The sequence below is a fragment of the Pseudomonas sp. 2822-15 genome, from assembly GCF_002742515.1.
Taxonomy (GTDB): domain Bacteria; phylum Pseudomonadota; class Gammaproteobacteria; order Pseudomonadales; family Pseudomonadaceae; genus Aquipseudomonas; species Aquipseudomonas salomonii.
On the sequence record NZ_LJRY01000188.1, the window covers coordinates 38,761 to 60,679 of the forward strand.

Genomic DNA, 21,919 nt, shown 5'->3' on the forward strand with positions numbered 1-21,919 from the left:
AACGATCAGACCGACAACTACCAGCTCTCCCCCAACCCCAACAACCCCATAATCTGCCGGCGCAAATCCACCAGATAGGCATCATCGCGATGCCGGGGGTACGGCCGGTCGATGGTCAACTGCGCCTGGATCTTCGCCGGGCGGTCGCTGAACACGATCACGCGGTTGGCCAGCAGCAAGGCTTCTTCCACATCGTGGGTCACCAGCAGCGCCGTGTAACCCTGGCGCTGCCACAGGTCGATAAGCTCCTTCTGCAAGGTGATGCGCGTCAGCGAGTCCAGCTTGCCCAGGGGTTCATCCAGGATCAGCAACCGTGGCTGGTTGACCAACGCACGGGCCAGCGCCACGCGCTGGGCCATGCCGCCAGAGAGTTGCCGAGGATAAGCGCGCGCGAACGGGCCGAGGCCGACTTTTTCCAGGGCTTGATCGACCTTGACCGAGTGGGTCTTGAGCAAGCCTTGAGCCTCCAGGCCCAGTGCGACGTTGTCCCACACGCGGCGCCACGGGTACAGGGTCGGGTCCTGGAACACCACCACGCGGCTCGGGTCGGGGCCGCTGATGGCGCACCCGTCGGCCAGCAAACGCCCGGAGTCAGCCGGTTCCAACCCGGCCACCAGGCGCAGCAAAGTGGATTTGCCGCAGCCCGAAGGGCCCAGCAACGCCACGAATTCACCGGGTGCTACCTCCAGGGAAACCCGCTCCAATACCGGCAAATGCTGCCCGTCCAGTGCAAAGCCATGGCTGAGGTTTTCAATGCGCAGCGCCAGCCCCGACGAGGGTTGGACTGCCTGTGCCAGCGCTACCATTTCATCGCTCCTTTCTGCCAGGCCAACAACCGGTCACGCACCAGGAACAACCCGGTGATCAACCCCGAACACGCCAGCGCCATGATCAACAGGGCCGCGTACATATTCGCGTAGGCGGCCCAACCCTGGGCCCACTGCAAGTACCAGCCGATACCGGATTTAACCCCCATCATTTCGGCCACCACCAAGGTCGAAAACGAGGCGCCCAAACCCATGAACAGGCCGACAAACACGTGGGGCAACGCGGCGGGAATCGCCACTTTGAAAATCAGGAAACCCGGTTTGGCACCCAAGGTGCGCGCCACGTCGTAATAAGCTTTATCGACACTCGCCACGCCGGACCAGGTCAGCACCGTGACCGGAAACCAGGTGGCCAGCGCAATCAGGAACACACTCGCGCTCCAACTGCTGGGAAACAGGAAAAAACACAGTGGCAGCAATGCCGTCGACGGCACCGGCCCGAGGATGCGCAGCACCGGGTGCAACCAATAGCCGATGCGCGTGGACCAGCCGATGGAGACGCCCGCGACAAACCCGGTAGCAGCGCCCAACGCCACGCCCGAACCCAGCAGCAAGGCCGAATGCAGCAGACTGTCGGCCAGGCGCGCATAGTCTTCGATATACACCGCGAGCAAGGCCTGGGGCGGCGCAAAAAACGGCACCGGCAGCAGCGCCAGCTTGGCGGTGAGCAGCTCCCAGATACCCAGCAACACGGGCAAGGCAATCAGCCACGGCCCGGCGTTTTTCAAGCGCTGGCCGAGCCGCGAAAAACGCCGCCCCAGCAGGCTCAACACGATGAACAGCGCAGCCACCGCCACGCACACATTGGCCAGCCCCTGGGTCATTGGCCAGTTGCGCACGGCATTGGGCCAATAGCTGATCAACAGCGCCACGGCCACCCAGGCAGCCACCACCGTTGCGCCCTGCCAGCCGGCCTTGAATGCCAGGCTTGGGTTCAGGGTGGTTGCATCAACTGAAGACATCGGCGGTGATCTCCTTGGCAAACTCCACCGGGTCGGTGCCCTTGCTGATCACCTCGACGGTTTTCAGGTCGGTGACATAGGTGGTGATTTCCTGCGTCAATGCCGCGCCGACCGCATGGTGACCGTGGGTGTGATCGTGCAGGATCGCCTGCACTTCTTCTGTCGTAGTATTGAGCGCATAGGCCTGGAAGCCCTTGGCGACTTCTTCGGGGTGCTGCACGGAATAGTCGTGGGCCTCAAGAATCGCCTGGGTCAACGCCGCGACCACGCGTTTGTCTTCACGCACCAGCTTGCCGGTGACGCCGACCACGCAGCAGCTGAGGTTGGCGTATTCCTCCACCAGGTTGGTGGACAACTCCCGCGCCACGCCGGACTTGATCAGGCGGTACATGAACGGGTCACTGCCGCTGACCGCCTGCACTTCACCACGCTCCAGCGCGGTGCCCAGCAGGTCGGCCGGGTACAGGCGCCATTCCACTTCGCGCACCGGGTCGACGCCGTGCTTTTTCAGCAGGATAGAGAAGAAATTGCGGTCGGGGCTGGCCATGTCGGTGACGCCGATGGCCTTGCCCTTGAGGTCCTCCAGCTTATTCACGCCACCGTTCGCAGCACTCAGCAAGCGCAAGCAACCGCCGTGGGTACCGGCGGTGAGCTTGACGTCAAAGCCTTGTTCCAGCGCCTTGAGCCAGCGCAGCGCCATGCCGATGCCGGCATCTGCCTTGCCGGTGGCGATGGCTTCGAGCAGCACTTCGGTGGAGTTGCCGAAGTTGACCAGTTCCACATCGAGGTTATGTTGGGTGAAGAAGCCCTGCCCGTGGGCGATCACCACCGGCGCCAGGCACACGGCGTTGAGGTTGACCGCCAGTTTGAGCTTGCGCGGCGCATCAAGACGGATGAACTCGCCGGTGCCTGCAGGTTCCGCAGGCGTGCCGTGCCCGGCGTGCTCGTCGGCCGCAAAGCCCAGATTGGGCAGCGCCAGGCCGGCCATGGAAATGCCTGCCATGCCGAGCAAGCGGCGACGGGTCAAGTGATCGAAAGCAGCCATGCGCAATTCCCTTTTTAAATTGATATACCCAATAAAAAACACCGCCGCCCTAATGTAGGAGCTGGCTTGCCTGCGATAGCGCAGTGTCAGTCAACAACGCTGCAAACTGACCCACCGCTATCGCAGGCAAGCCAGCTCCCACATAGAACGCATTCAGTCGAGACCGAGGTGCTCACGCAGCGTCGAACCTTCGTACGCGGTGCGGAACAAGTCCTTGCGCTGCAAGTGCGGAATCACGCTCTCGACAAATTCGGTGAACGAGCCCGGCAAATACCCCGGTGAAATCACAAAGCCGTCGCACCCGCCTTGCTCGAACAGCTCGGCCAATTGGTCGGCGATCTGCGCGCCGGTGCCCACCAGTTGCGGCACACGCACGCTGCTGGCGAAGATCCGGCCAAGCTGTTCCAGGGTCAGCTCAGAGCCTTGCATCAGCAGTTTTTCGGCAGCCGCCGGGTGCATCAGCGGCGACTGCGCCACCTCGGCCAAGGTGGCCGACAGCGGGAACGGCGACAGGTCCACATTCAATTGCGAAGCCAGCGTGACCAGCCCCAACTCCGGCCGCGCCAGGGCGTTGTGCTGGTCGCGCTTGGCGCGGGCTTCGGCTTCACTGCCGCCAATAAATGGCATCACCGCCGTGAGTATTTTGCAGCTGTCGGCGGCGCGGCCTTGTTGCACCACCTGGGCGCGCACGTCATCGCGAAAGGCGCGCATGGTCGCCAGGTGCGGATGAATGGTAAAAATCGCCTCGGCCCACCGTGCGCCAAAGCGCCGACCACGCCCGGACGAACCGGCCTGGATCAGCACCGGCCGGCCCTGGGGCGAGCGCGGGATATTCAGCGGGCCTTCGACCCGGAACCACTCGCCCTGGTGTTGCACCGAGGTAATCAATGCCGGGTCGGCAAGCACCCCGCTTTCGCGGTCGAGCTTGAGCGCGTCCTTGCCCCAGCTGTTCCAGAGCTTGAGCGCGACCTCGACAAACTCATCGGCGCGGTCATAGCGCAGGTCATGCTCCAGGTGCTTGGCCTTGCCGAACAGGCGCCCTTCGCTGTCGTTCATTGAGGTGACGATATTCCACGCCGCGCGGCCCTTGGACAGGTGGTCCAGGGTGGCAAACTCGCGGGCAATGTGCGCCGGTTCGTAATAGGTGGTCGAGCGGGTCGCGCCCAGCCCAAGCCGGGTGGTCTGGCCGATCAGGTACGACAGGATCGGCAACGGGTCCAGGCGCGTGGCGTCCTGGGCGCCGTAGCGCAAGGCAAACTCACGGGAGCCGCCCATCTGGTCGCCCACGGCCAGGCGATCGGCGAAGAACAGGAAATCGAACAGGCCTTCTTCCACAACCTTGGCGATGCGCGTGTAGTACTCGGGGTCGAGGTAATTGCCGACGGTTTGCGGGTGGCGCCACACCGCATGGCTGTGCACCACCGGGCCGCTTAACAGGAAGGCTGACAAATGGATCTGGCGGCGTGTGGTCATAAAGCGTCTTCGCGGGAAAATTCGCTTTTGATTATATTAATCACGCACGATTATGAAAGAATCATATAACTCTATGGTTATGCCCGATTGGTCGGATGTTGCAAAAAGCGCCCTAAGCTCAGATCGAAAGAGTATTTATCGAATGCTTTTTCATAACTCTAAGCTTGGCGCTATTTCGCAAGAAAATCGCGGTGATGACGGGCACGCCTTACGCCAAGGCGGTGGGTGCGCAGGATGTGCAGATTTGGAAGCCTTAAAGGCCGCGACAGGTTTGCACGCGCGGTAAACAGGGCGCCCCGGAAATGGTACAACAGCTACCCTTCACTCTTTTCCTGGGGACCACCGCTCATGACGTCCAAGCTCGAACAACTCAAGCAATTTACCACCGTGGTCTGCGACACTGGCGACCTGGAAGCCATCAGCCGCCTGCGCCCGGTGGATGCCACCACCAACCCGTCGCTGCTGCTCAAGGCCGCCGCCATCCCGGAATACGCCGAACTGCTGCGCAATGCGGTGAGCCTGTCCAAAGGCGATGTGGACCTGGCCTGCGATCACTTTGCTGTGTCGGTGGGCGCGGGCATTCTCAAGGTGATTCCGGGGCGTATTTCCACTGAAGTCGACGCACGTTTGTCGTTCGACGAAGACGCGCTGTGGGCCAAGGCCAACCAGTTAATCGCCCTGTACGACCAGGCCGGTGTCGGCCGCGACCGCGTGCTGATCAAACTGGCCTCCACCTGGGAAGGCATCCGCACCGCCGAGCGCCTGGAAAAAGCCGGCATCCAGACCAACCTCACGCTGCTGTTTTCCTTCGCCCAGGCCCAGGCCTGCGCCGACGCCGGGGTGTTTTTGATCTCGCCGTTCGTGGGCCGCATCTACGACTGGTATCGCAAAAACACCGGCCTGGACTACACCGGTGCCGAAGACCCGGGCGTGCAGTCGGTGACGCGTATCTACAACTACTACAAGGCCAACACAATCGACACCGTGGTGATGGGCGCCAGTTTCCGCACCTTGAGCCAGATCGAAGAACTGGCCGGTTGCGACCGCCTGACCATCAGCCCTGACCTGCTGCAAAAACTGGCTGATGATAACGGCGTGCTGGAACGCAAATTGGCGCCGGGTGCCGAGGGTGAAGCGCGCCAGCCATTGACCGAAGCGAAGTTCCGCTGGGCGTCGAATGAAGATGCGATGGCCACCGAGAAGCTGGCCGAAGGCATTCGCCAGTTTGCGCGGGATCAGGAGAAGCTCGAGGCGGTGCTGGCTGCGCTGTAAGGGTCTAAAACCGCATGCGGTCAAATGCGGGAGCTGACTTGTGGCGAGCAGGCTTGTCCTGCGTTGGGTGGCGAAGCCGCCCCATTCAGTCGACGCGGTGGCTAGAAAAAGCCGGGGCCGCTTCGCAGCCCAACGCAGGACAAGCCTGCTCGCCACAACAAGCCAGCTCCCACAGAAAAGCAGATTGCCGCACAGGCGAATGATCCAAATTTTAGATCCCGCCCATTTGCCTGTTGCCCCTGAGAACCTCGCACGTTAACCTTTCAACTCGCAGCAAACGCTGCGATTGGACTTGGCGGTCCGACCAGATATAGGCGCAACAGCGCCCCCAACACGATTGCAGGCGCTTTTTTTGCGCCCGTGATTTCGTGCAATGGCGGGTCGCGCAGGGACTTCTTCGGAAGTGCCGGGTCCTATATCCCCGGTCCGCCAACCTTGCGTAATCCGCCACCCTAATTCTGCTTGGCGGCAGAAGGTGACGGCTCATTCAGATATAGGAGCAAGATCCATGACCGCACAAGATCGGTATATGCCCATCACAGGCCCCGATTGCACTATCCCTACCCTGCTTATCGACACTCAGGCACCACTGGACGCACTGCATGATGCCGCGGTGTTTCGCATACGGGCAGTCACTCAATTTCTGGAGAACCTGGCGCTTCGCGATGGGCTCAGCAGCGACGCTGTTGTGCTGCAGGACTTCGCGTTGCTGTTGAGTATTCCACTGCGTGACGGTTGCGATTTACTCGATGTGATTGGGCGAAGATTGCGAGCGTAGGGCTGTAAAGAAAAATGGGCGACCTCTTGGTCGCCCTCTAACTGCCGCGTCGGGAATGACTCAAAACGGCCCTTTCGTCATCACCCGCTCATCAATGAACCCGCGCAACATACCAATCCGCTGCGTATAAGCAGCGCTCAGGCAACTGACTTTCGCCCCGCAGGCATGCCGCTGTTTGAGCCATTCGGCCTGCCCGTCCATCAATGAACCGCGCCCGCCCATGGCCATGAAGTGCTTGTTCAGGTCGTAGAGCAACGCCATGGTCACGTCCTGATCGTTGAGGTTGACGTTTTTGCAGATGGTGATTTCGTCAGGTGCCCGAGCCTTGGCGCAGTCGAAACTGGCGGCAACGCTCGAAGGGCTGAGCAACAGCGCAGACACACTGGCAAGCATCGCGAAAACAGCTGGTTTGATCATCAATCGTTACTCCTCAGTTACGCACTACACCCGTCCCAAACGTGCGAATCGCCAGGCAATACCCGATCAACGCCACCGCTGCCAACGCCCCGCCCGCCACGCCGATCCAGGCGAAGCCGAAGTGGCTGCCGACCCAGCTGCCCATCAGGGCGCCGCCGCCGATGCCGATGTTGTAGATGCCGGAGAACATTGCCATGGCCACGTCGGTGGCGTCCGGTGCCAGCACCAGCACCTTCGATTGCATCGCCAGGCCGAAGCCCATGATCGCCATGCCCCAGAAAATGCTCAGTACCACCAGGTATGACTCGGCGCCGCTCAGGGGCAGCATCAGCATCAGGCAGGCCGCGAGCAGGAACACTGCGCTGACCACGAAAATATGCGGGTTGAAACGGTGCACCAGGCTGAACAGCAGCGAGCCGATGATGCCCGCGCCGCCGAACACCAGCAAAATCAGGGTGACGGCGCCACCGCCCAAACCGGCCACGCCTTCAACGAAGGGTTCGATGTAGCTGTAGGCGGTGAATTGCGCGGTGACGGTCATGGCGGTGAGCACGTACAGCGCCACCAGTGCCGGGCGTTTGAACAGCAACGGCAGGCTGCGCAGCGAGCCGGAGTTCTGGCTCGGCAGCGGCGGCAAGGTGCGCGCCAGCCAGAACACCAGGGCGGCGGCAAACGCGGCGATCACCAGGAAGGTGGTGCGCCAGCCCATGGCTTCGCCGAGCAGGCGGCCCAGGGGAATGCCCAACACCATCGCAAGGGATGTGCCGGTAGCCAGCAACCCAAGGGCTTGCACCTGCTTGCCTTCCGGCGCCAGGCGCACGGCCAGGGACGCGGTAATCGACCAGAACAGCGCGTGGGACAACGCAATGCCGATGCGACTGACCATCAGCAGGCCAAAACTGTTGGCGACGCTGGAGAGGATATGACTGGCGATAAACAGGCCGAACAGCACGATCAGCAATTTGCGCCGCTCAACGTTACGCGTCAGCAGCATCACCGGCAGCGAGGTCAACGAGACGATCCAGGCATAGATGGTGAGCATCAGGCCGACGCTGGCGATGGGCATGTCGAAGCTCGCGCCGATGGCGCTGAGCAAACCGACGGGCACGAATTCGGTGGTATTGAACACAAAGGCGGCCAACGCCAAGGCGATGACCGGTTGCCAATTGGCTTGGGGGGTGGCGGCTGAAATGCTCATTGGCGGGCGAGATACTCTGGCGATGATCCAACGGCCGCGCAGAACAGCGCCGCCGCCGAGCATTCTATAGGTTTCTTGGCCCGCTGTTGACGCGGATCGTCGCCCGACGGCTTAGGGCGAGGTCATGGTAATCACGTAGTTGCCCGACTGGATCGGCTTGCCGCCAGCGTCCACCAGCAGGTAACGCTGGTTGTAATAACGCCCGTCGCCGCTGTCTGCCACCAGCTTTACATGGGCGGCGTTGACGCTGGCCACTGGCGCCATATTGCGCACCTCGAAGCGGCTGCCGCGATTGGAACTGGCGCACCCGGTCAACTCCATCACCGCGCCACTGCGCGCATTTGTCGCACAGCCAGGTTCGACGATGGCGCCGCGAAACTGAATGGTGCCCTGCCCTATGGTCTGCGCGGCACCACAGGCGCCCGCCCATAGGCAAAACAGGCCGGTAAACAGCGAAATACCTTTAACGTTCATGCCGACACTCCTTATTGGGCTCTCAATAAGGAAGTCGTCCGCTCGGGCGTTAACTTGAGGTCAATCGCGCCAAGGTGTGCGCTGGATCACGGATCGACCTGGCCCATCATCTCGGGGATGCTTTCCGGGCGCTTGGCGTAGCGCTGCGCCAACGCCGCGCAGACCATCAACTGGATCTGGTGAAACAGCATCAACGGCAAAATCAGCACGCCCATGGTCGCCCCGGCGAACAGCACCTGGGCCATCGGCACGCCGGTGGCCAGGCTTTTCTTCGAGCCGCAGAACAGGATGGTGATGCGGTCTTCCTGGCTGAAGCCGAACGCCTTGCCCAGCACGGTGGACGCCACCAGCACCAAGGCCAGCAACACGCAGCAGGCGACGACCAGACCGCCCAGCTCCCACAGCGGGATCTGGTGCCAGATGCCTTCGTTGACCGCTTCGCTGAAGGCGCCGTACACCACCAGCAGAATCGAGCCCTGGTCGACGAACTTCAGCCAGGATTTGTTACGCCCCACCCACTCGCCAATCCAGCGCCGGGCGATTTGGCCGGCCACAAAAGGCAGCAACAGTTGCACGCTGATTTTCAGGATGGCGTCGACCGTGGAGCCGCCATCGCCGTGCACGTTAAGCAGCAAGGTGACCAGCAACGGCGTCAGGAAGATGCCGAACAGGCTGGAAGCCGCCGCGCTGCAGATGGCTGCCGGGATGTTGCCGCGCGCCAGCGAGGTGAAGGCAATCGCCGATTGCACCGTGGCCGGCAGCGCGCACAGATACAGCATGCCCATGTACAGGTCGTTGCCGATCAGCGGCGACAGCAGCGGCTTGAGCGCCAGGCCCAGCAACGGGAACAGCACAAAGGTCAGGCTGAACACCAGCAAATGCAGGCGCCAGTGCCCGGCACCGGCAACGATGGCCTGGCGCGAGAGCTTGGCGCCGTGCAGGAAAAACAGCAGCGCAATGGCCAGGTTAGTCACCCAGCCGAAGGCCACGGCGGTCTGGCCGCTGGCGGGCAGCAGTGAGGCGAGGATCACCGTGGCGATCAGGGTCAGGGTGAAGTTGTCAGGTAGAAAACGCGGGCGGGTCATAAGCAAATCTTCCAGGGGTTGCCAAGAGCATCGCTGCGACTCTAACTTAACGGCTTGTTACCGACTAACGCCAATGAGCCAGTAAATGCCGCCTAAAGGACATGACAAGACGGTTCGGCGCAGTGTGCCCGGGCTTTCCAGCCTGCCGCGCCCGGTGTATGGGCGCACCGAATCACTGCCCAACCGCGCGCTGACCCGTCGGCACAGCCACCCGTGGGTGCAGCTGTCGTATGCGATTTCGGGGGTGCTGGAGATCCAGACCAGTGTCGGCCGTTTCGTCGCCCCGCCTCAGCGTGCCGTGTGGATTCCGGCGGGCGTGCCGCACCGGGTATTCAGTTCACCGCACACGGAAATGCGCAGCCTGTACCTCGATTGCAGCGTCACCGCCTGGGCGGCCGAGCGTTGCCAGGTGCTGGAGGTGAGCAGTTTGTTGCGCGAGTTGATCCGCAGTTTCAGCGAGTTGCCGGTGGAATATGCCGAGGATGGGCCAGACGGGCGGTTGGCTCAGGTGGTGCTCGACCAGCTTGCGGCCGCACCCCAAGTGGATTTGATGCTGCCATTGCCCCATGACCCGCGGCTGCGGCAGATTTACCGCAGCCTGAACCTGCACCCGGAGCAGCAGACCACCTTGGGTGACTGGAGCCAGAAGCTTGGGGTCAGTGAAAAGACCCTGAGCCGGTTGTTTTTGAGTGACACCGGGCTGACCTTTCGCGCCTGGCGTCAGCGCCTGCGCTTGCTGAGCGCCCTGCCCGCGCTGGAGCAAGGCGAACGGGTGACGGATGTGGCGCTGGGGTGTGGGTATGAGTCGACGTCGGCGTTTATCAATGCGTTTCGGCAGCAGTTTGAGTCTACACCCGGCGAATTCTTCCGCTGACACATAGACAACAACGATCCACTGTGGGAGCTGGCTTGCCTGCGATGCAGGCACCTCGGTGTGTCAGGTACACCGAGTTGATGCTATCGCAGGCAAGCCAGCTCCCACATTGGCTCCCAATTACAAATCAGCTGCCATCACCACCATGGGCCTCTTCAAAGAAGTAATCCTTCCAGCTCGCCGCCTTGTTCTTCAGCACGCCCAATTCCTGCAACTTCTGCGCATAGATAAACGTACGCTGCGGCACGATGGTGAAGTCGATTTCCGGGTCCTGGACGATTTTCTCCACCAGATCCAACGGCAGCTTGGACTCCTCTACGCGGATATACGTCTTGGCAGCCGCAGGTTTATCGGCCTTGATGATCTTCTCGGCCTCCGCCAGCGCGTCATAAAACGCCTTGTAGGTCTTGGGGTTGTCATCGTGAAATTTCTGCGTGGTATAGAGCACGTTGAACGACGCCTGCCCGCCAAGAATGTCGTAGGAACTGAGCACCTTGTGCACGTTGGGGTTCAACAACTCCTGATACTGAAACGGCGGGCTGGAGAAATGTGAATTGATCTCCGAACCACCGGCAATCAACGCCGCCGTGGCATCCGGGTGGGCCAGGCTGATGGAGATGTCGTCAAACTTCTTGAAATTGGCATCGCCAAACAGCTTGGCGGTCTCGATCTGCAAGGTCCGCGACTGGAAACCCACGCCGGCGGCCGGCACAGCGATGCGGTCTTTCTCGGTGAAGTCCTGCAGGGTCTTGACGTTGGGGTTATTGGTCAGCAGGTAATTGGGCATCGAACCCAGGGAGGCGATAGCCTTGACGTTCTGCTTGCCCTTGGTGCGGTCCCACAGGGTGAGCATCGGCGGCACACCGGCCGAGACCACATCCAGGGCGCCGGCCAACAGCGATTCATTCATGGCGGTGGCGCCGGAAATGCTGTTCCATTCCACCTTGATATCCAGGCCCTGCTCCTTGCCGTGTTTTTCGATCAGGTGCTGGTCGCGCACCACGTCGAGGATCAGGTAGCCGATACCGAATTGCTGGGCAATGCTGATCTTGCCCTCGGCCTGGGCGCCGGGGCTGAGCAAGGCGCTCGCGGCCGCCAGGGACGCGGCCAACAGGGTCAGGGAGGAACGCTTGAAAGTCATGGGAATCTGCCGCGTTTTCGAGAAGGTGATAGAGCCTAGCGACGAATTTTAAGACTGGAAAAGAATATCGGGATCTATTGTTATGCTAATCATCCCCAAAATGCCCTATGGCTGTTATTGTGCCGCGCTTTGAAATACACCTGCCAACCTGCGAGGAAATAGCCGTTGAACACTGACGATAAAATGACTGGGGATCTGTTCGAGGTCGATAAGCGCCTGTCACTCAAGCCCGTGGTGGACTTCAACGCTTACCTGCGCAGCGCGTTCGGCGATGGCCCGTGCACCTGCGTGCGCTGCACCGCCGCCAACGGCGACGAAACCGGCTACGCGTTCCAGCACACCTTCAGCTTTGACGGCAAACCTACGCACCGCCGCTTCGCCTCAACGGCGGGCAGTGATGTGTTGATGGTGTTGAAGAAAGCGTGGTTGTCCTACACCAAGGCCGAGCTGCCGCTCAGTGGTGCGTTGGTGCTGGAGACGGTGAAGGAGTTTGTCGAGCCGCAGTTGCACAAGCGTGTGGCGCCGCTGTTTTTGGCCAGTGGGTTGGTCAAGGATGTTGAAGGCGAACTGCAGATTCAGCCCCAGGCCGCCTAATTCCAGCAGCACCACAATACACACTGTGGGAGCTGGCTTGCCTGCGATGGCATCGGCGCGGTGAACCTGGCGTACCGAGTCGTCTGCATCGCAGGCAAGCCAGCTCCCACAGGTGACCGAGTCGGTTTTGATATGTGTATTCCAAGCAAAAAAACGGCACCTGAGTGCCGTTTTGTCCGACCCAATGCGCTTACTTGCGCGCCGCCTCCCACTGCTTCAACAGGTCACCATAAGCCACGGTCTCACCTTTAGGCTTCTCATTCGCCAGCTTGGGCTTCGGCGCACCCGGCTGGTCAAACCAGTATTGCGCATCCCGCTCCGGGTTCATTTTCGGGCCGCACACCGGTTGCACCTTGGAGCGCTCCAGGCGCGTCATGATCGCGTCCTGTTCCTTGGCCAGGTTATCCAGCGCCTGTTGCGGGGTTTTCTCGCCGCTGGCCGCTGCGGCGATGTTGCTCCACCACAACTGCGCCAGGCGTGGGTAGTCGGGCACGTTGGTGCCGGTCGGCGTCCACTCCACCCGCGCCGGGCTGCGGTAGAACTCCACCAGCCCGCCGAGTTTCGGCGCCATGTCGGTCATGGCCTGTGAGTTGATGTCGGACTCACGAATCGGCGTCAGGCCAACGATGGTTTTCTTCAGCGATACGGTTTTTGAGGTCACAAACTGCGCGTACAGCCAGGCCGCAAGCTTTTGCTTCTCGGGCGTGGACTTGAGGAAGGTCCAGGAACCCACGTCCTGATAGCCCTTCTTCATGCCTTTTTCCCAATACGGCCCGACCGGCGACGGCGCCATGCGCCATTTCGGCGTGCCATCGGCATTCACCACCGGCAGGCCCGGCTTGGTCATGTCGGCGGTAAACGCGGTGTACCAGAAAATCTGCTGGGCGATATTGCCCTGGGACGGCACCGGCCCGGATTCGGAGAAGGTCATGCCCGCCGCTTCCGGTGGCGCGTAGGCTTTCATCCAGTCCACGTACTTTTGCGTGGCAAACACCGCGGCCGGGCCATTGGTGTCGCCGCCACGGGTGACGCTGGAACCCACCGGGTGGCAGTCCTCCACGCGAATGCCCCACTCGTCCACCGGCAAGCCGTTGGGCAGGCCCTTGTCGCCGCCGCCGGCCATGGAGAACCAGGCATCGGTGAAACGCCAGCCCAGGGATGGGTCTTTTTTGCCGTAGTCCATGTGCCCATAGATGCGTTTGCCGTCGATTTCCTTGACGTCTTCGCTGAAGAATTTGGCGATGTCTTCATAGGCCGACCAGTTCACCGGCACACCCAGCTCGTAGCCGTATTTTTCCTTGAACTTGGCTTTGAGGTCCGCGCGCTCGAACCAATCGGCGCGGAACCAGTAGAGGTTGGCGAACTGCTGGTCGGGCAGCTGGTAGATCTTGCCGTCCGGCGCAGTGGTGAACGAGATGCCGATAAAATCCTTGATATCCAGGGTCGGCGAGGTGAAATCCTTGCCTTCGTTGGCCATCAGGTCGGTGATGGATTCGGTCTTGCCATAGCGAAAGTGCGTACCGATCAAGTCGGAATCGTTCACCCAGCCGTCATAGATATTCTTGTCGGACTGCATCTGGGTTTGCAGCTTCTCGACCACGTCGCCTTCCTGCAGCAGGTCGTGGGTCAGCTTGATGCCGGTGATTTCGCTGAAGGCCTTGGCCAGTACCTTGGATTCGTACTCGTGGGTGGTGAGGGTTTCCGACACCACGTTAATCTTCATCCCACGGAACGGTTCCGACGCCTTGATAAACCACTTCAACTCTTCGAGCTGCTGGGCTTCGGTTAGGGTGGACGGTTTGAACTCGCTGCCGATCCATTTTTTCGCGGCATCTTCGTACGCATCGGCCCAGGCCGTGGCGCTCAAACCGCTCAAGGCCAGTACGGCGGCCAATGAAATGCTATGTCGCAGCTTATTGTTTTTATTCAACATAGAGACCTCCTGGTGGTTTATTCATAAGGGCACTAGTTCATAAGGGCACTAGCCCCAACGCATCACACTCAACAGCCATACCAGGGATAGCGCAGACGCCACCCAGATGCTCCAGTCGGTAACGCCGATCACCAGCAAATGCAGGTAGGCGCTGCCGAGAAGACCGATAAACAAACGATCACCACGGGTGGTGCTGATCGGCAACACACCGCGCCGAGGAATACTCGGCGAACGCAGTTCCCAGGTGGTCATGCCTGCCAGCAGCAGGCCAATCGTCACAAAGAACAGTGCGGTCGGGGTGGTCCAGGCCATCCATTCCATTATCGAACCCTCTAGACCCGGCCCAGGGCAAAGCCCTTGGCCACATGGTTGCGAACAAACCAGATCACCAGCATGCCCGGCAGAATGGTCAACACCCCCGCCGCGGCCAGCACGCCCCAATCAATGCCGGAGGCCGAGACCGTGCGCGTCATCACCGCCGCGATGGGCTTGGCGTTGACCGAGGTCAAGGTGCGCGCCAGCAGCAGCTCGACCCAGGAAAACATGAAGCAGAAAAACGCGGTCACGCCGATACCGGAGCCAATCAACGGGATAAAAATCTTCACGAAAAACTTGGGAAAACTGTAGCCGTCGATGTAGGCGGTTTCGTCGATTTCCTTGGGTACGCCGGACATGAAGCCTTCCAGGATCCACACCGCCAACGGCACGTTGAACAGGCAATGCGCCAGCGCCACGGCGATGTGCGTATCGAACAGCCCGATGGACGAATACAGCTGGAAAAACGGCAGCAAAAACACCGCCGGCGGCGCCATGCGGTTGGTCAGCAGCCAGAAGAACAGGTGCTTGTCGCCCAGGAAACGATAGCGCGAAAACGCATAGGCAGCCGGCAGCGCCACGCTCAGGGAGATCACCGTGTTCAGGCTCACGTAGTACAGCGAATTGAGGTAGCCGGTGTACCAACTCGGGTCAGTGAAGATCACCTTGTAGTTGGCCAGGGTAAAGTCCTGCGGAAACAGGGTCAGCCCGCCGAGGATTTCGGTGTTGCTCTTGAAGGACATGTTCAGCAGCCAGTAGATCGGCACCAGCAGAAACAGGATGTAGATCAGCAGCGGGATAACCTTGCGCTTGCTCATGTTGGCGGCCTCAGCGGTTGGCGTCGGAGTGGGTCATGGCGGTGTAGAACAGCCAGGACACCAACAGGATGATCAGGAAGTACACCAGAGAAAACGCTGCCGCCGGGCCCAGGTCGAATTGGCCTACGGCCATTTGGGTCAAGGTCTGACTGAGGAAGGTGGTGGCGTTACCCGGCCCGCCGCCCGTCAGCACGAAAGGCTCGGTGTAGATCATGAAGCTGTCCATAAAGCGCAACATCACCGCGATCAGCAGCACGCTTTTCATCTTTGGCAACTGGATATGTCGGAACACCGCCCAAGCGGATGCGCGATCAATCCGCGCCGCCTGGTAGTACACGTCCGGAATCGCACGCAGCCCCGAGTAGCACAACAGCGCCACCAGTGACGTCCAGTGCCACACGTCCATCACCAGCACCGTCACCCAGGCGTCCATGGTGTTGGCCGCGTAGTTGTAGCTGATGCCCATGGCGTTGAGCGTCGAACCCAACAGGCCAATATCGGCGCGGCCAAAAATCTGCCAGATGGTGCCGACCACGTTCCACGGGATCAGCAGCGGAATCGCCAGGATGATCAACACCAATGATGACCAGCGGCCCTTGGTCGGCATGGTCAGGGCGATGGCGATGCCCAGCGGGATTTCGATCAGCAGCACGCAGGCCGAGTAGATGAACTGGCGCAGCAAGGAATCATGCAGGCGCGGGTCAAGCAGCACCTGTTTGTACCAGTCGGCACCGACAAAGTAGCGGCTGGACTGGTCGAAAATGTCCTGCACCGAATAGTTGACCACGGTCATCATCGGGATCACCGCGCTGAACGCCACCAGCAGGAACACCGGCAACACCAGCCACCAGGCCTTGTTGTTCTGCACCTTGTTCATGGCTGCACCTCCAGCAGGTAATCGTCGGCGTACACCATCAACCATTGCGCGGGAAAACTGATGGAGGCTTGGCCTTCGGGCACCGGTTTGTCTTCGGCCAGGCGCACTTTCAACGGCGCGCCGTCGAGGTTGAGGGTCATGATCTTGTAGGTGCCGAGGTCTTCCACATGGACGACGTCGGCCTGCAGCGCGTCAGGGTTGTACTCGTCCCACACGTGGATAAATTCCGGGCGGATACCCACCTGCAGCTTTTTGTAGTCCGCCTCGCGCAGGCGCTGTTGCAAGGCCTCGGATAACGGCAGCAAGGTGCTGGCAAAGCGCACGCCACCGGCTTCGGCCTGCACCTCGATCAGATTCATCCCGGGGCTGCCGATGAAATAGCCGACAAAGGTGTGGCTGGGCCGCTCGAACAGCTCACGGGGCGTGCCGAACTGCACGATCTGCCCGCCGTACATCACCGCGATTTTGTCAGCGAAGGTCGACGCCTCAAGCTGGTCGTGGGTGACGTAGACCATGGTGATATTGAACTGCTCATGAATCTGCTTGAGCTTGCGGCGCAGTTTCCATTTGAGGTGCGGGTCGATCACCGTCAGCGGTTCGTCGAACAGGATCGCCGACACGTCATCGCGCACCAGGCCACGGCCCATGGAAACTTTTTGTTTTTCATCGGCGGTGAGGTTGCGGGCTTTTTTGCTCAGCAGGGCTTGCAGGTCGAGGACTTCGGCAATTTCCTGCACCTTGCTGTGAATTTTCGCTTCGGCCATGCCCTGGTTCCGCAGGGGAAACGCCAGGTTGTCGAACACCGTCATGGTGTCGTACACCACCGGGAACTGGAACACCTGGGCAATATTGCGTTTCTCGGGAGTGAGGTCGTTGACCACTTTGGCGTCAAACAACACCTGGCCTTCGGACGGGCTGAGCAACCCGGAGATGATATTGAGCAAGGTCGACTTGCCACAGCCCGACGGCCCGAGCAAGGCGTAGGCGCCGCCCTGCTCCCACACATGGTTCATGGCCCGAATGGCGTAGTCCTCAGGGCCATTGGGTGTAGGGCTGTAGCTGTGCGCGAGGTTCTGCAAATGGATCTCGGCCATCAGGCAACCCTCGCAACGCGGCGCCCGGGGGCCTGGACCAAACGGCCCTGGCCATCAAACACGAAGAGTTTATGGGTAGGGATATACACACGAATCGGCGCGTCGACGTCGTACTCATGGACGCCCGGTAAGTGCAGCACCAACAAAAAGTGCTCGCTGCGCACATGCAGGAAGGTTTCCGAGCCGCTGATCTCGGCCACTTCCACGGTCACCGCCAGTTCCAGGTCATCGTCGTTGCTCGGCACCAGGCTGATATGGCTGGGGCGCACGCCAAAGCGGAACTCGCCTTCGCCGATCGGGCGCAGATCCACGTTCAACGGGAAGTGCACAACATTGGCAAAACTCACTTCATTGCCGCTGATGCGCCCCGGCATCAGGTTGATCGGCGGTTCGGAGAACAGTTCGGCGGCCAGCACCGTCTGGGGCTGGTGATACACCTCGGCGGCCTTGCCGCTCTGGATCACCCGGCCTTCGTGCAGGATGGTGGTGGTGCCACCCAGGGCCAGCGCCTCGTTGGGTTCGGTGGTGGCGTAGATGGCAATGGTGTGGCGGGCCTTGAACAGTTCGCGCATTTCCTGACGCAGTTCTTCGCGCAATTTGTAGTCCAGGTTCACCAGCGGCTCATCGAACAGGATCAGCTCGGCGTCTTTGACCAAGGCGCGGGCCATGGCCGTGCGTTGCTGCTGGCCACCGGACAGCTCCAATGGGTGGCGCTGCAGGAACTTCTCGATGCGCAGCATCTGCGCGGTTTCCAGCACCTTGCTGTGGATCAGTTCGTTGGACACACCGGCCTGGCGCAACGGCGAGGCGATGTTTTCGAACACGGTCATGGTCGGGTAATTGATGAACTGCTGGTAGACCATCGACACGTTGCGCAGGCGCACCGGCTTGTGGGTGACATCGACGCCGTTCATCAGGATGCGGCCGCTGTCGGGTTTGTCCAGCCCGGCCATCAGGCGCATCAGGCTGGTCTTGCCGGACAGCGTGCGACCAAGCAAGACGTTGAAGGAACCGGCTTCGAAACGCAGGTTGGCGTTGTCGATCCAGGTCTGGCCTTCGACGACGCGGGAGACATGTTCCAGGGTCAATGACATGACACGCCCTTTTTATTATTGGAATGATTCTGGCCATTCGTAAGAGCGAGTTTCGTGCCAGAAGTGGCAGGTGGCTGATCTGTAAGGAAATGCGCCGAACAGGACGTTCAGGCATGAACACAAATGAACAATCAGCGCTGAACAACTGAACAGCGGGCGGGTTGACATTGAACAATTCTGAACAACAATCGATGGGCGCCACAGATTTAATGTGGGAGCTGGCTTGCCTGCTCCCACAGTTGGACGGCGCAAGGCTTGATAACAATAAAAATAAAAGAAGGTCGCCCCCATGGCCGAACCCCTGGCACACGACACCCTTATCCAGGAATCCTGGCGCCGTTGCCGCGCCTTCGGCCTGGACCACCAGAGCACGCCCAGCTTCGATCAGCTGCCCGCTGAAGGCATCAGCCAGTTGCTCGAAAGCCAGCATTCCCTGGTGCAGACCACCCATCAGGAAGTGCTGCCCTACTACGAAAACATCCTCAGCAATTCCAACTGCCTGATCATGCTGGCCGACAATCAGGGCCAGGTGCTGACCTCGTGGGGCACCCAGCGTTTTATCGAGCCGAAGCTGGCGCGCGGCTTCAGTGCCGGCGCCAGCTGGATGGAGCGCTCCAGCGGCACCAATGCCATCGGCACCGCGCTGGCCTGTGCCCAGGCGGTGCATATCGAGCACGATGAACACTTCCTCAAGGCCAACCGCTTCATGACCGGCTCGGCGGCGCCGATCTTTGATGCCCAGCGCGAAATCATTGCCGTGCTGGATGTGTCCAGTGACAGCTACCTGCCGCCCTCCCACACTTTGGGCATGGTCAAGATGATGAGCCAGACCGTCGAGAACCGGCTGATCCTCAACCTGTTTCGCGGCGAGCATTTTCAACTGACCTTCAACACCGGCCTGAACAACCTCGACAGCCAGTGGGCGGGCCTGATCATTTTTGATGACAGCGGCCAGGTGCTGTCGGCCAACCGCCGCGCCGATAACTTGCTGGGCATCAGCCTGTCGCGGGTGCTGATCGACAGCTTGTTCAAGGTCTCGCTGCTGGAGTTGTTGAATCAACCGGAGGGCTTGCCGTTCTCGTTGCAGGCGGCGGGCCGCAATCGGTTCCAGTGTTTATTGAAGCGGCCGCAGAAAATGCCGGTGCAGGCGCGGGTCTTTGCTGAGCCCAAACCCGGCAAACCTGCGCCGATGAGCATCCAGACCCTGCATTTTGGCGATGTGCGCGTGGAAAAGGCCGTGCGCCAGGCCGAGCGATTGCTGGAAAAGGACATTCCGTTGTTGATTCACGGCGAGACCGGCGTCGGCAAAGAGGTGTTCGTCAAAGCCCTGCACCAGGCCAGCTCGCGCAGCAAACAGGCGTTCATTGCGGTGAACTGTGCAGCGATCCCCGCCGAACTGGTCGAGTCAGAGCTGTTTGGCTATGAAAAAGGCGCTTTCACCGGTGCCAACCAGAAAGGCAGCATCGGCCTGATCCGCAAGGCGGACAAGGGCACGCTGTTTCTGGATGAAATTGGCGACATGCCCCTGCCGACCCAGGCCCGCTTGCTGCGGGTGCTGCAGGAGCGCTGCGTGCAGCCGGTGGGCAGCAGCGAGCTGTTCCCGGTGGACTTGCGCATTATCTCGGCCACCAACCGCGTGCTGCGCGACTGGGTGCAGGCCGGGCACTTTCGTGAGGATTTGTACTACCGCATCGGTGGCCTGACCCTGGAACTGCCGCCCTTGCGCGAGCGCACCGACAAACAGGCGCTGTTCCAGCAGTTGTGGCAGCAGCACCGTGAGCCGACCCAATGGGCCGGGCTGAGTGCCGAGGTGCTGGCCTTGTTCGAACAACACCCGTGGCCGGGTAACCTGCGCCAGGTCAGCAGCGTATTGCAGGTGGCGCTGGCAATGGCCGAGGAGCAGCCGGTGCGACCGGAGCATCTGCCGGATGATTTCTTCGTCGACCTGAACGTGGCGGCGCCCTTGCCCACCCATGCCAGCGTGGATGACGGCAGCGACCTGGCGCAGCGCCTAAAAGCGGCGGGCGGCAACATCTCCCATCTGGCGCGGGAACTGGGCGTGAGCCGCAACACCCTGTACAAGCGCCTGCGCCAGCACGAAGGTTGAGCTAGCGCGGTTTGACCACCACCATCAGGTCGGTGAAGTACTCCACTCGGATCGGCAGGTTATCGGCCAGCGCCGAGAGCGCAGCCGCCGTGTCGTCGAGCTTGAACACCCCGGAAACGCGCAGGTTTTTCAACGCCTGGGCATCGAAGCGCACCAGGCCGTGGCGGTAGCTGGCCAGGGTTTGCAGCACCTCACTCAGCGGTTGGTCGTTGACCTTGAGCAAGCCACGGGTCCAGGCATCCGGGTCGGCGCTGCCGCTCGCCTGTGCAGGCCCCGCGTGGCCATGATCAAGAATCGCGCGCTGCCCGGCCCTGACCTTGACGCCCTCGCCCGTGTCCCCTTGGACCGCCACGGCGGACTCGATCACCGTGACCACCGTGCTGCCGTCCGCCGCACGCTTGACCAGATAACGCGTGCCCAGGGCCGTGGCCGTGCCTTGATCGGTGCGTACCACGAACGGCCGTTGCGCGTCCTTGGCCACGTCAACCCACAGCTCGCCTTGCAGCAGTTCGATCACGCGCTGGTGGCCGTCGAATTTCACGTCCACGGCCGAATTGCTGTTGAGCTGCAACTGGCTGCCGTCTTCAAGGGCGACCTGGCGACGCTCGCCGATGCCGGTGCGCTGATCGGCCATCCACACCGGCATGTGCTGCACACCGAACCAGCCGCACAGCACTACGCCGAGCACACCCAAGGCCTGCACCCTGCGCGAACGTTGAGGCGCAAAGGCACGATTCAGGGCGATGCGTGCCGGTTGCGCGGGCAACGTATCGAAGTCACCCCAGAGCGAGCGCATGCGCTCGATGGCCACGGCATGGCGCGGGTCGGCCTGGCACCAGGTGTTGAAGGCTTGGCGTTCGGCCTCGCTGACGTCTTCATCGTGCAGCCGCGTCAGCCAATTCGCCGCTTGTTGAATGATGTGTTCGGAGTTCACGGCAACAGGTCCGCCCCGTACAGGCTGTGGTAGCAATGCACCAGCGCGGTGGACAGGTAGTTTTTGACCGTGCTGGATGACACCTCAAGGCGTGCGGCGATTTCACTGTAGGTGAGCCCGTCCAGGCGGCTTAACAGGAAGGCTTCACGGGTTTTCGCCGGCAGACCGGCGAGCATCTCGGCGATGCGCTCCAGGGCTTGCAGCGCCACATGGATGGCGGCCGGGTCGGGCATGCCGGCATCTTCACACTGCACCAGCAGGGCTTGCAGGTAGGCCTTTTCGATCCGGCGGCGGCGCGCGCCATCGATCAACAGGCGCCCGGCAGTGGTGGCGAGAAAGGCGCGAGGTTCCTTGATGGCCTGCGGATCGGCCAGCATCAACACGCGGATAAACGCATCGTGGGCCAGGTCGGCGGCGTAGTGGGAACAGCCGAGTTTTTTGCGCAGCCAGCCGTGCAACCAGGCATGGTGCTCGCGGTACATCGCCGTAAGGGTCTGCTGACGGGCGCAATCGCCCGGCGCGGCCGGAATGTCATGCATGCGCAAAAACTTCTCAAATGGGAAATATTACCAATTGCGCAAACAATGCCAGTAAAACGGCGACGGGG

Annotated in this window: 22 protein-coding genes; 5 read left to right on the top strand and 17 right to left on the bottom strand. The window is 61.1% G+C overall.

Going from position 1 to position 21,919, the window contains the following annotated elements:
- Positions 1-17 precede the first annotated feature (17 nt).
- The 4 genes from AOA59_RS18615 to AOA59_RS18630 all read right to left on the bottom strand — a co-directional run bounded on the left by AOA59_RS18615 (position 18) and on the right by AOA59_RS18630 (position 4,307).
- Entirely contained in the window at positions 18-806 is a 789-nt protein-coding gene (locus AOA59_RS18615; protein ID WP_099488661.1) for an ABC transporter ATP-binding protein, read from the bottom strand.
- Positions 800-1,789: an ABC transporter permease gene (locus AOA59_RS18620; protein WP_083269292.1), complete on the bottom strand. Its 990-nt coding sequence runs from the start codon at positions 1,787-1,789 to the stop codon at positions 800-802. Before AOA59_RS18620 ends, AOA59_RS18615 begins: the two co-directional genes overlap by 7 nt.
- Positions 1,776-2,834, bottom strand: a complete 1,059-nt coding sequence (locus AOA59_RS18625; RefSeq protein ID WP_099488662.1) for an ABC transporter substrate-binding protein — start codon at positions 2,832-2,834, stop codon at positions 1,776-1,778. The genes AOA59_RS18620 and AOA59_RS18625 overlap by 14 nt, the downstream gene beginning before the upstream one ends.
- Positions 2,835-2,987: 153 nt before the next feature.
- A complete protein-coding gene (locus AOA59_RS18630) occupies positions 2,988-4,307 on the bottom strand; it encodes an LLM class flavin-dependent oxidoreductase (RefSeq protein WP_099488663.1) in 1,320 nt (439 codons plus the stop codon).
- Between the two features lie 348 nt (positions 4,308-4,655).
- On the opposite strand from AOA59_RS18630, the gene tal reads away from it, so the two are divergent.
- Together tal and AOA59_RS18640 are read left to right on the top strand one after the other, a co-directional pair.
- A complete protein-coding gene (gene tal, locus AOA59_RS18635; RefSeq protein WP_099488664.1) occupies positions 4,656-5,579 on the top strand; it encodes a transaldolase in 924 nt (307 codons plus the stop codon).
- 529 nt (positions 5,580-6,108) lie between these two features.
- Positions 6,109-6,357, top strand: coding sequence for a hypothetical protein (locus tag AOA59_RS18640; RefSeq protein ID WP_056858072.1), 249 nt, complete (start codon positions 6,109-6,111; stop codon positions 6,355-6,357).
- Between the two features lie 60 nt (positions 6,358-6,417).
- Here the strand turns inward: AOA59_RS18640 and AOA59_RS18645 are convergent, their stop codons facing one another.
- The 4 genes from AOA59_RS18645 to AOA59_RS18660 all read right to left on the bottom strand — a co-directional run bounded on the left by AOA59_RS18645 (position 6,418) and on the right by AOA59_RS18660 (position 9,531).
- A complete protein-coding gene (locus AOA59_RS18645) occupies positions 6,418-6,774 on the bottom strand; it encodes a lysozyme inhibitor LprI family protein (protein ID WP_099488665.1) in 357 nt (118 codons plus the stop codon).
- Between the two features lie 13 nt (positions 6,775-6,787).
- Entirely contained in the window at positions 6,788-7,972 is a 1,185-nt protein-coding gene (locus AOA59_RS18650; RefSeq protein WP_099488714.1) for a sugar transporter, read from the bottom strand.
- A gap of 111 nt (positions 7,973-8,083) precedes the next feature.
- Complete coding sequence (locus tag AOA59_RS18655) at positions 8,084-8,446, bottom strand: hypothetical protein (protein ID WP_065930230.1); 363 nt, start codon at positions 8,444-8,446, stop codon at positions 8,084-8,086.
- 86 nt (positions 8,447-8,532) lie between these two features.
- Positions 8,533-9,531 (bottom strand): bile acid:sodium symporter family protein, encoded by a 999-nt coding sequence (locus AOA59_RS18660; RefSeq protein ID WP_065930231.1) that lies wholly within the window; start codon positions 9,529-9,531, stop codon positions 8,533-8,535.
- Positions 9,532-9,616: 85 nt separating this feature from the next.
- Here AOA59_RS18660 and AOA59_RS18665 point away from each other — a divergent pair, with 85 nt between their 5' ends.
- Positions 9,617-10,405, top strand: coding sequence for a helix-turn-helix domain-containing protein (locus AOA59_RS18665; RefSeq protein ID WP_099488666.1), 789 nt, complete (start codon positions 9,617-9,619; stop codon positions 10,403-10,405).
- A gap of 127 nt (positions 10,406-10,532) precedes the next feature.
- Here AOA59_RS18665 and AOA59_RS18670 read toward each other — a convergent pair whose 3' ends face one another.
- Positions 10,533-11,546, bottom strand: coding sequence for an ABC transporter substrate-binding protein (locus AOA59_RS18670; RefSeq protein ID WP_099488667.1), 1,014 nt, complete (start codon positions 11,544-11,546; stop codon positions 10,533-10,535).
- 165 nt (positions 11,547-11,711) lie between these two features.
- Here AOA59_RS18670 and AOA59_RS18675 point away from each other — a divergent pair, with 165 nt between their 5' ends.
- The gene (locus AOA59_RS18675; protein ID WP_065930234.1) at positions 11,712-12,140 is read left to right on the top strand and encodes a hypothetical protein; all 429 of its coding nucleotides are present in this window, start codon (positions 11,712-11,714) and stop codon (positions 12,138-12,140) included.
- 190 nt (positions 12,141-12,330) lie between these two features.
- On the opposite strand, the gene AOA59_RS18680 is transcribed toward AOA59_RS18675, so the two are convergent.
- From AOA59_RS18680 to AOA59_RS18705, 6 genes are read right to left on the bottom strand one after another with little or no spacing between them, the layout of a single operon-like run.
- Positions 12,331-14,073: an ABC transporter substrate-binding protein gene (locus AOA59_RS18680; protein WP_065930235.1), complete on the bottom strand. Its 1,743-nt coding sequence runs from the start codon at positions 14,071-14,073 to the stop codon at positions 12,331-12,333.
- Positions 14,074-14,121: 48 nt separating this feature from the next.
- Positions 14,122-14,394, bottom strand: coding sequence for a DUF2160 domain-containing protein (locus tag AOA59_RS18685; RefSeq protein WP_065930250.1), 273 nt, complete (start codon positions 14,392-14,394; stop codon positions 14,122-14,124).
- An 11-nt stretch (positions 14,395-14,405) separates the two neighbouring features.
- Positions 14,406-15,206 (bottom strand): carbohydrate ABC transporter permease, encoded by an 801-nt coding sequence (locus AOA59_RS18690; RefSeq protein WP_003174634.1) that lies wholly within the window; start codon positions 15,204-15,206, stop codon positions 14,406-14,408.
- Positions 15,207-15,216: 10 nt separating this feature from the next.
- Entirely contained in the window at positions 15,217-16,083 is an 867-nt protein-coding gene (locus tag AOA59_RS18695; RefSeq protein ID WP_005789024.1) for a carbohydrate ABC transporter permease, read from the bottom strand.
- On the bottom strand, positions 16,080-17,177 hold the full coding sequence (locus AOA59_RS18700; RefSeq protein WP_099488668.1) for an ABC transporter ATP-binding protein: 1,098 nt from the start codon (positions 17,175-17,177) through the stop codon (positions 16,080-16,082). Before AOA59_RS18700 ends, AOA59_RS18695 begins: the two co-directional genes overlap by 4 nt.
- Positions 17,177-18,271 carry an ABC transporter ATP-binding protein gene (locus tag AOA59_RS18705; protein ID WP_099488669.1) on the bottom strand — a complete coding sequence of 365 codons (1,095 nt, stop codon included), beginning with the start codon at positions 18,269-18,271 and terminating at the stop codon, positions 17,177-17,179. Before AOA59_RS18705 ends, AOA59_RS18700 begins: the two co-directional genes overlap by 1 nt.
- A 289-nt stretch (positions 18,272-18,560) precedes the next feature.
- Here AOA59_RS18705 and AOA59_RS18710 point away from each other — a divergent pair, with 289 nt between their 5' ends.
- Positions 18,561-20,378, top strand: coding sequence for a sigma-54-dependent Fis family transcriptional regulator (locus AOA59_RS18710; RefSeq protein WP_099488670.1), 1,818 nt, complete (start codon positions 18,561-18,563; stop codon positions 20,376-20,378).
- A 1-nt stretch (position 20,379) separates the two neighbouring features.
- On the opposite strand, the gene AOA59_RS18715 is transcribed toward AOA59_RS18710, so the two are convergent.
- Positions 20,380-21,312 (bottom strand): FecR family protein, encoded by a 933-nt coding sequence (locus AOA59_RS18715; protein WP_099488671.1) that lies wholly within the window; start codon positions 21,310-21,312, stop codon positions 20,380-20,382.
- Positions 21,309-21,851 (bottom strand): sigma-70 family RNA polymerase sigma factor, encoded by a 543-nt coding sequence (locus AOA59_RS18720; RefSeq protein WP_099488672.1) that lies wholly within the window; start codon positions 21,849-21,851, stop codon positions 21,309-21,311. The genes AOA59_RS18715 and AOA59_RS18720 overlap by 4 nt, the downstream gene beginning before the upstream one ends.
- Positions 21,852-21,919: the final 68 nt, after the last annotated feature.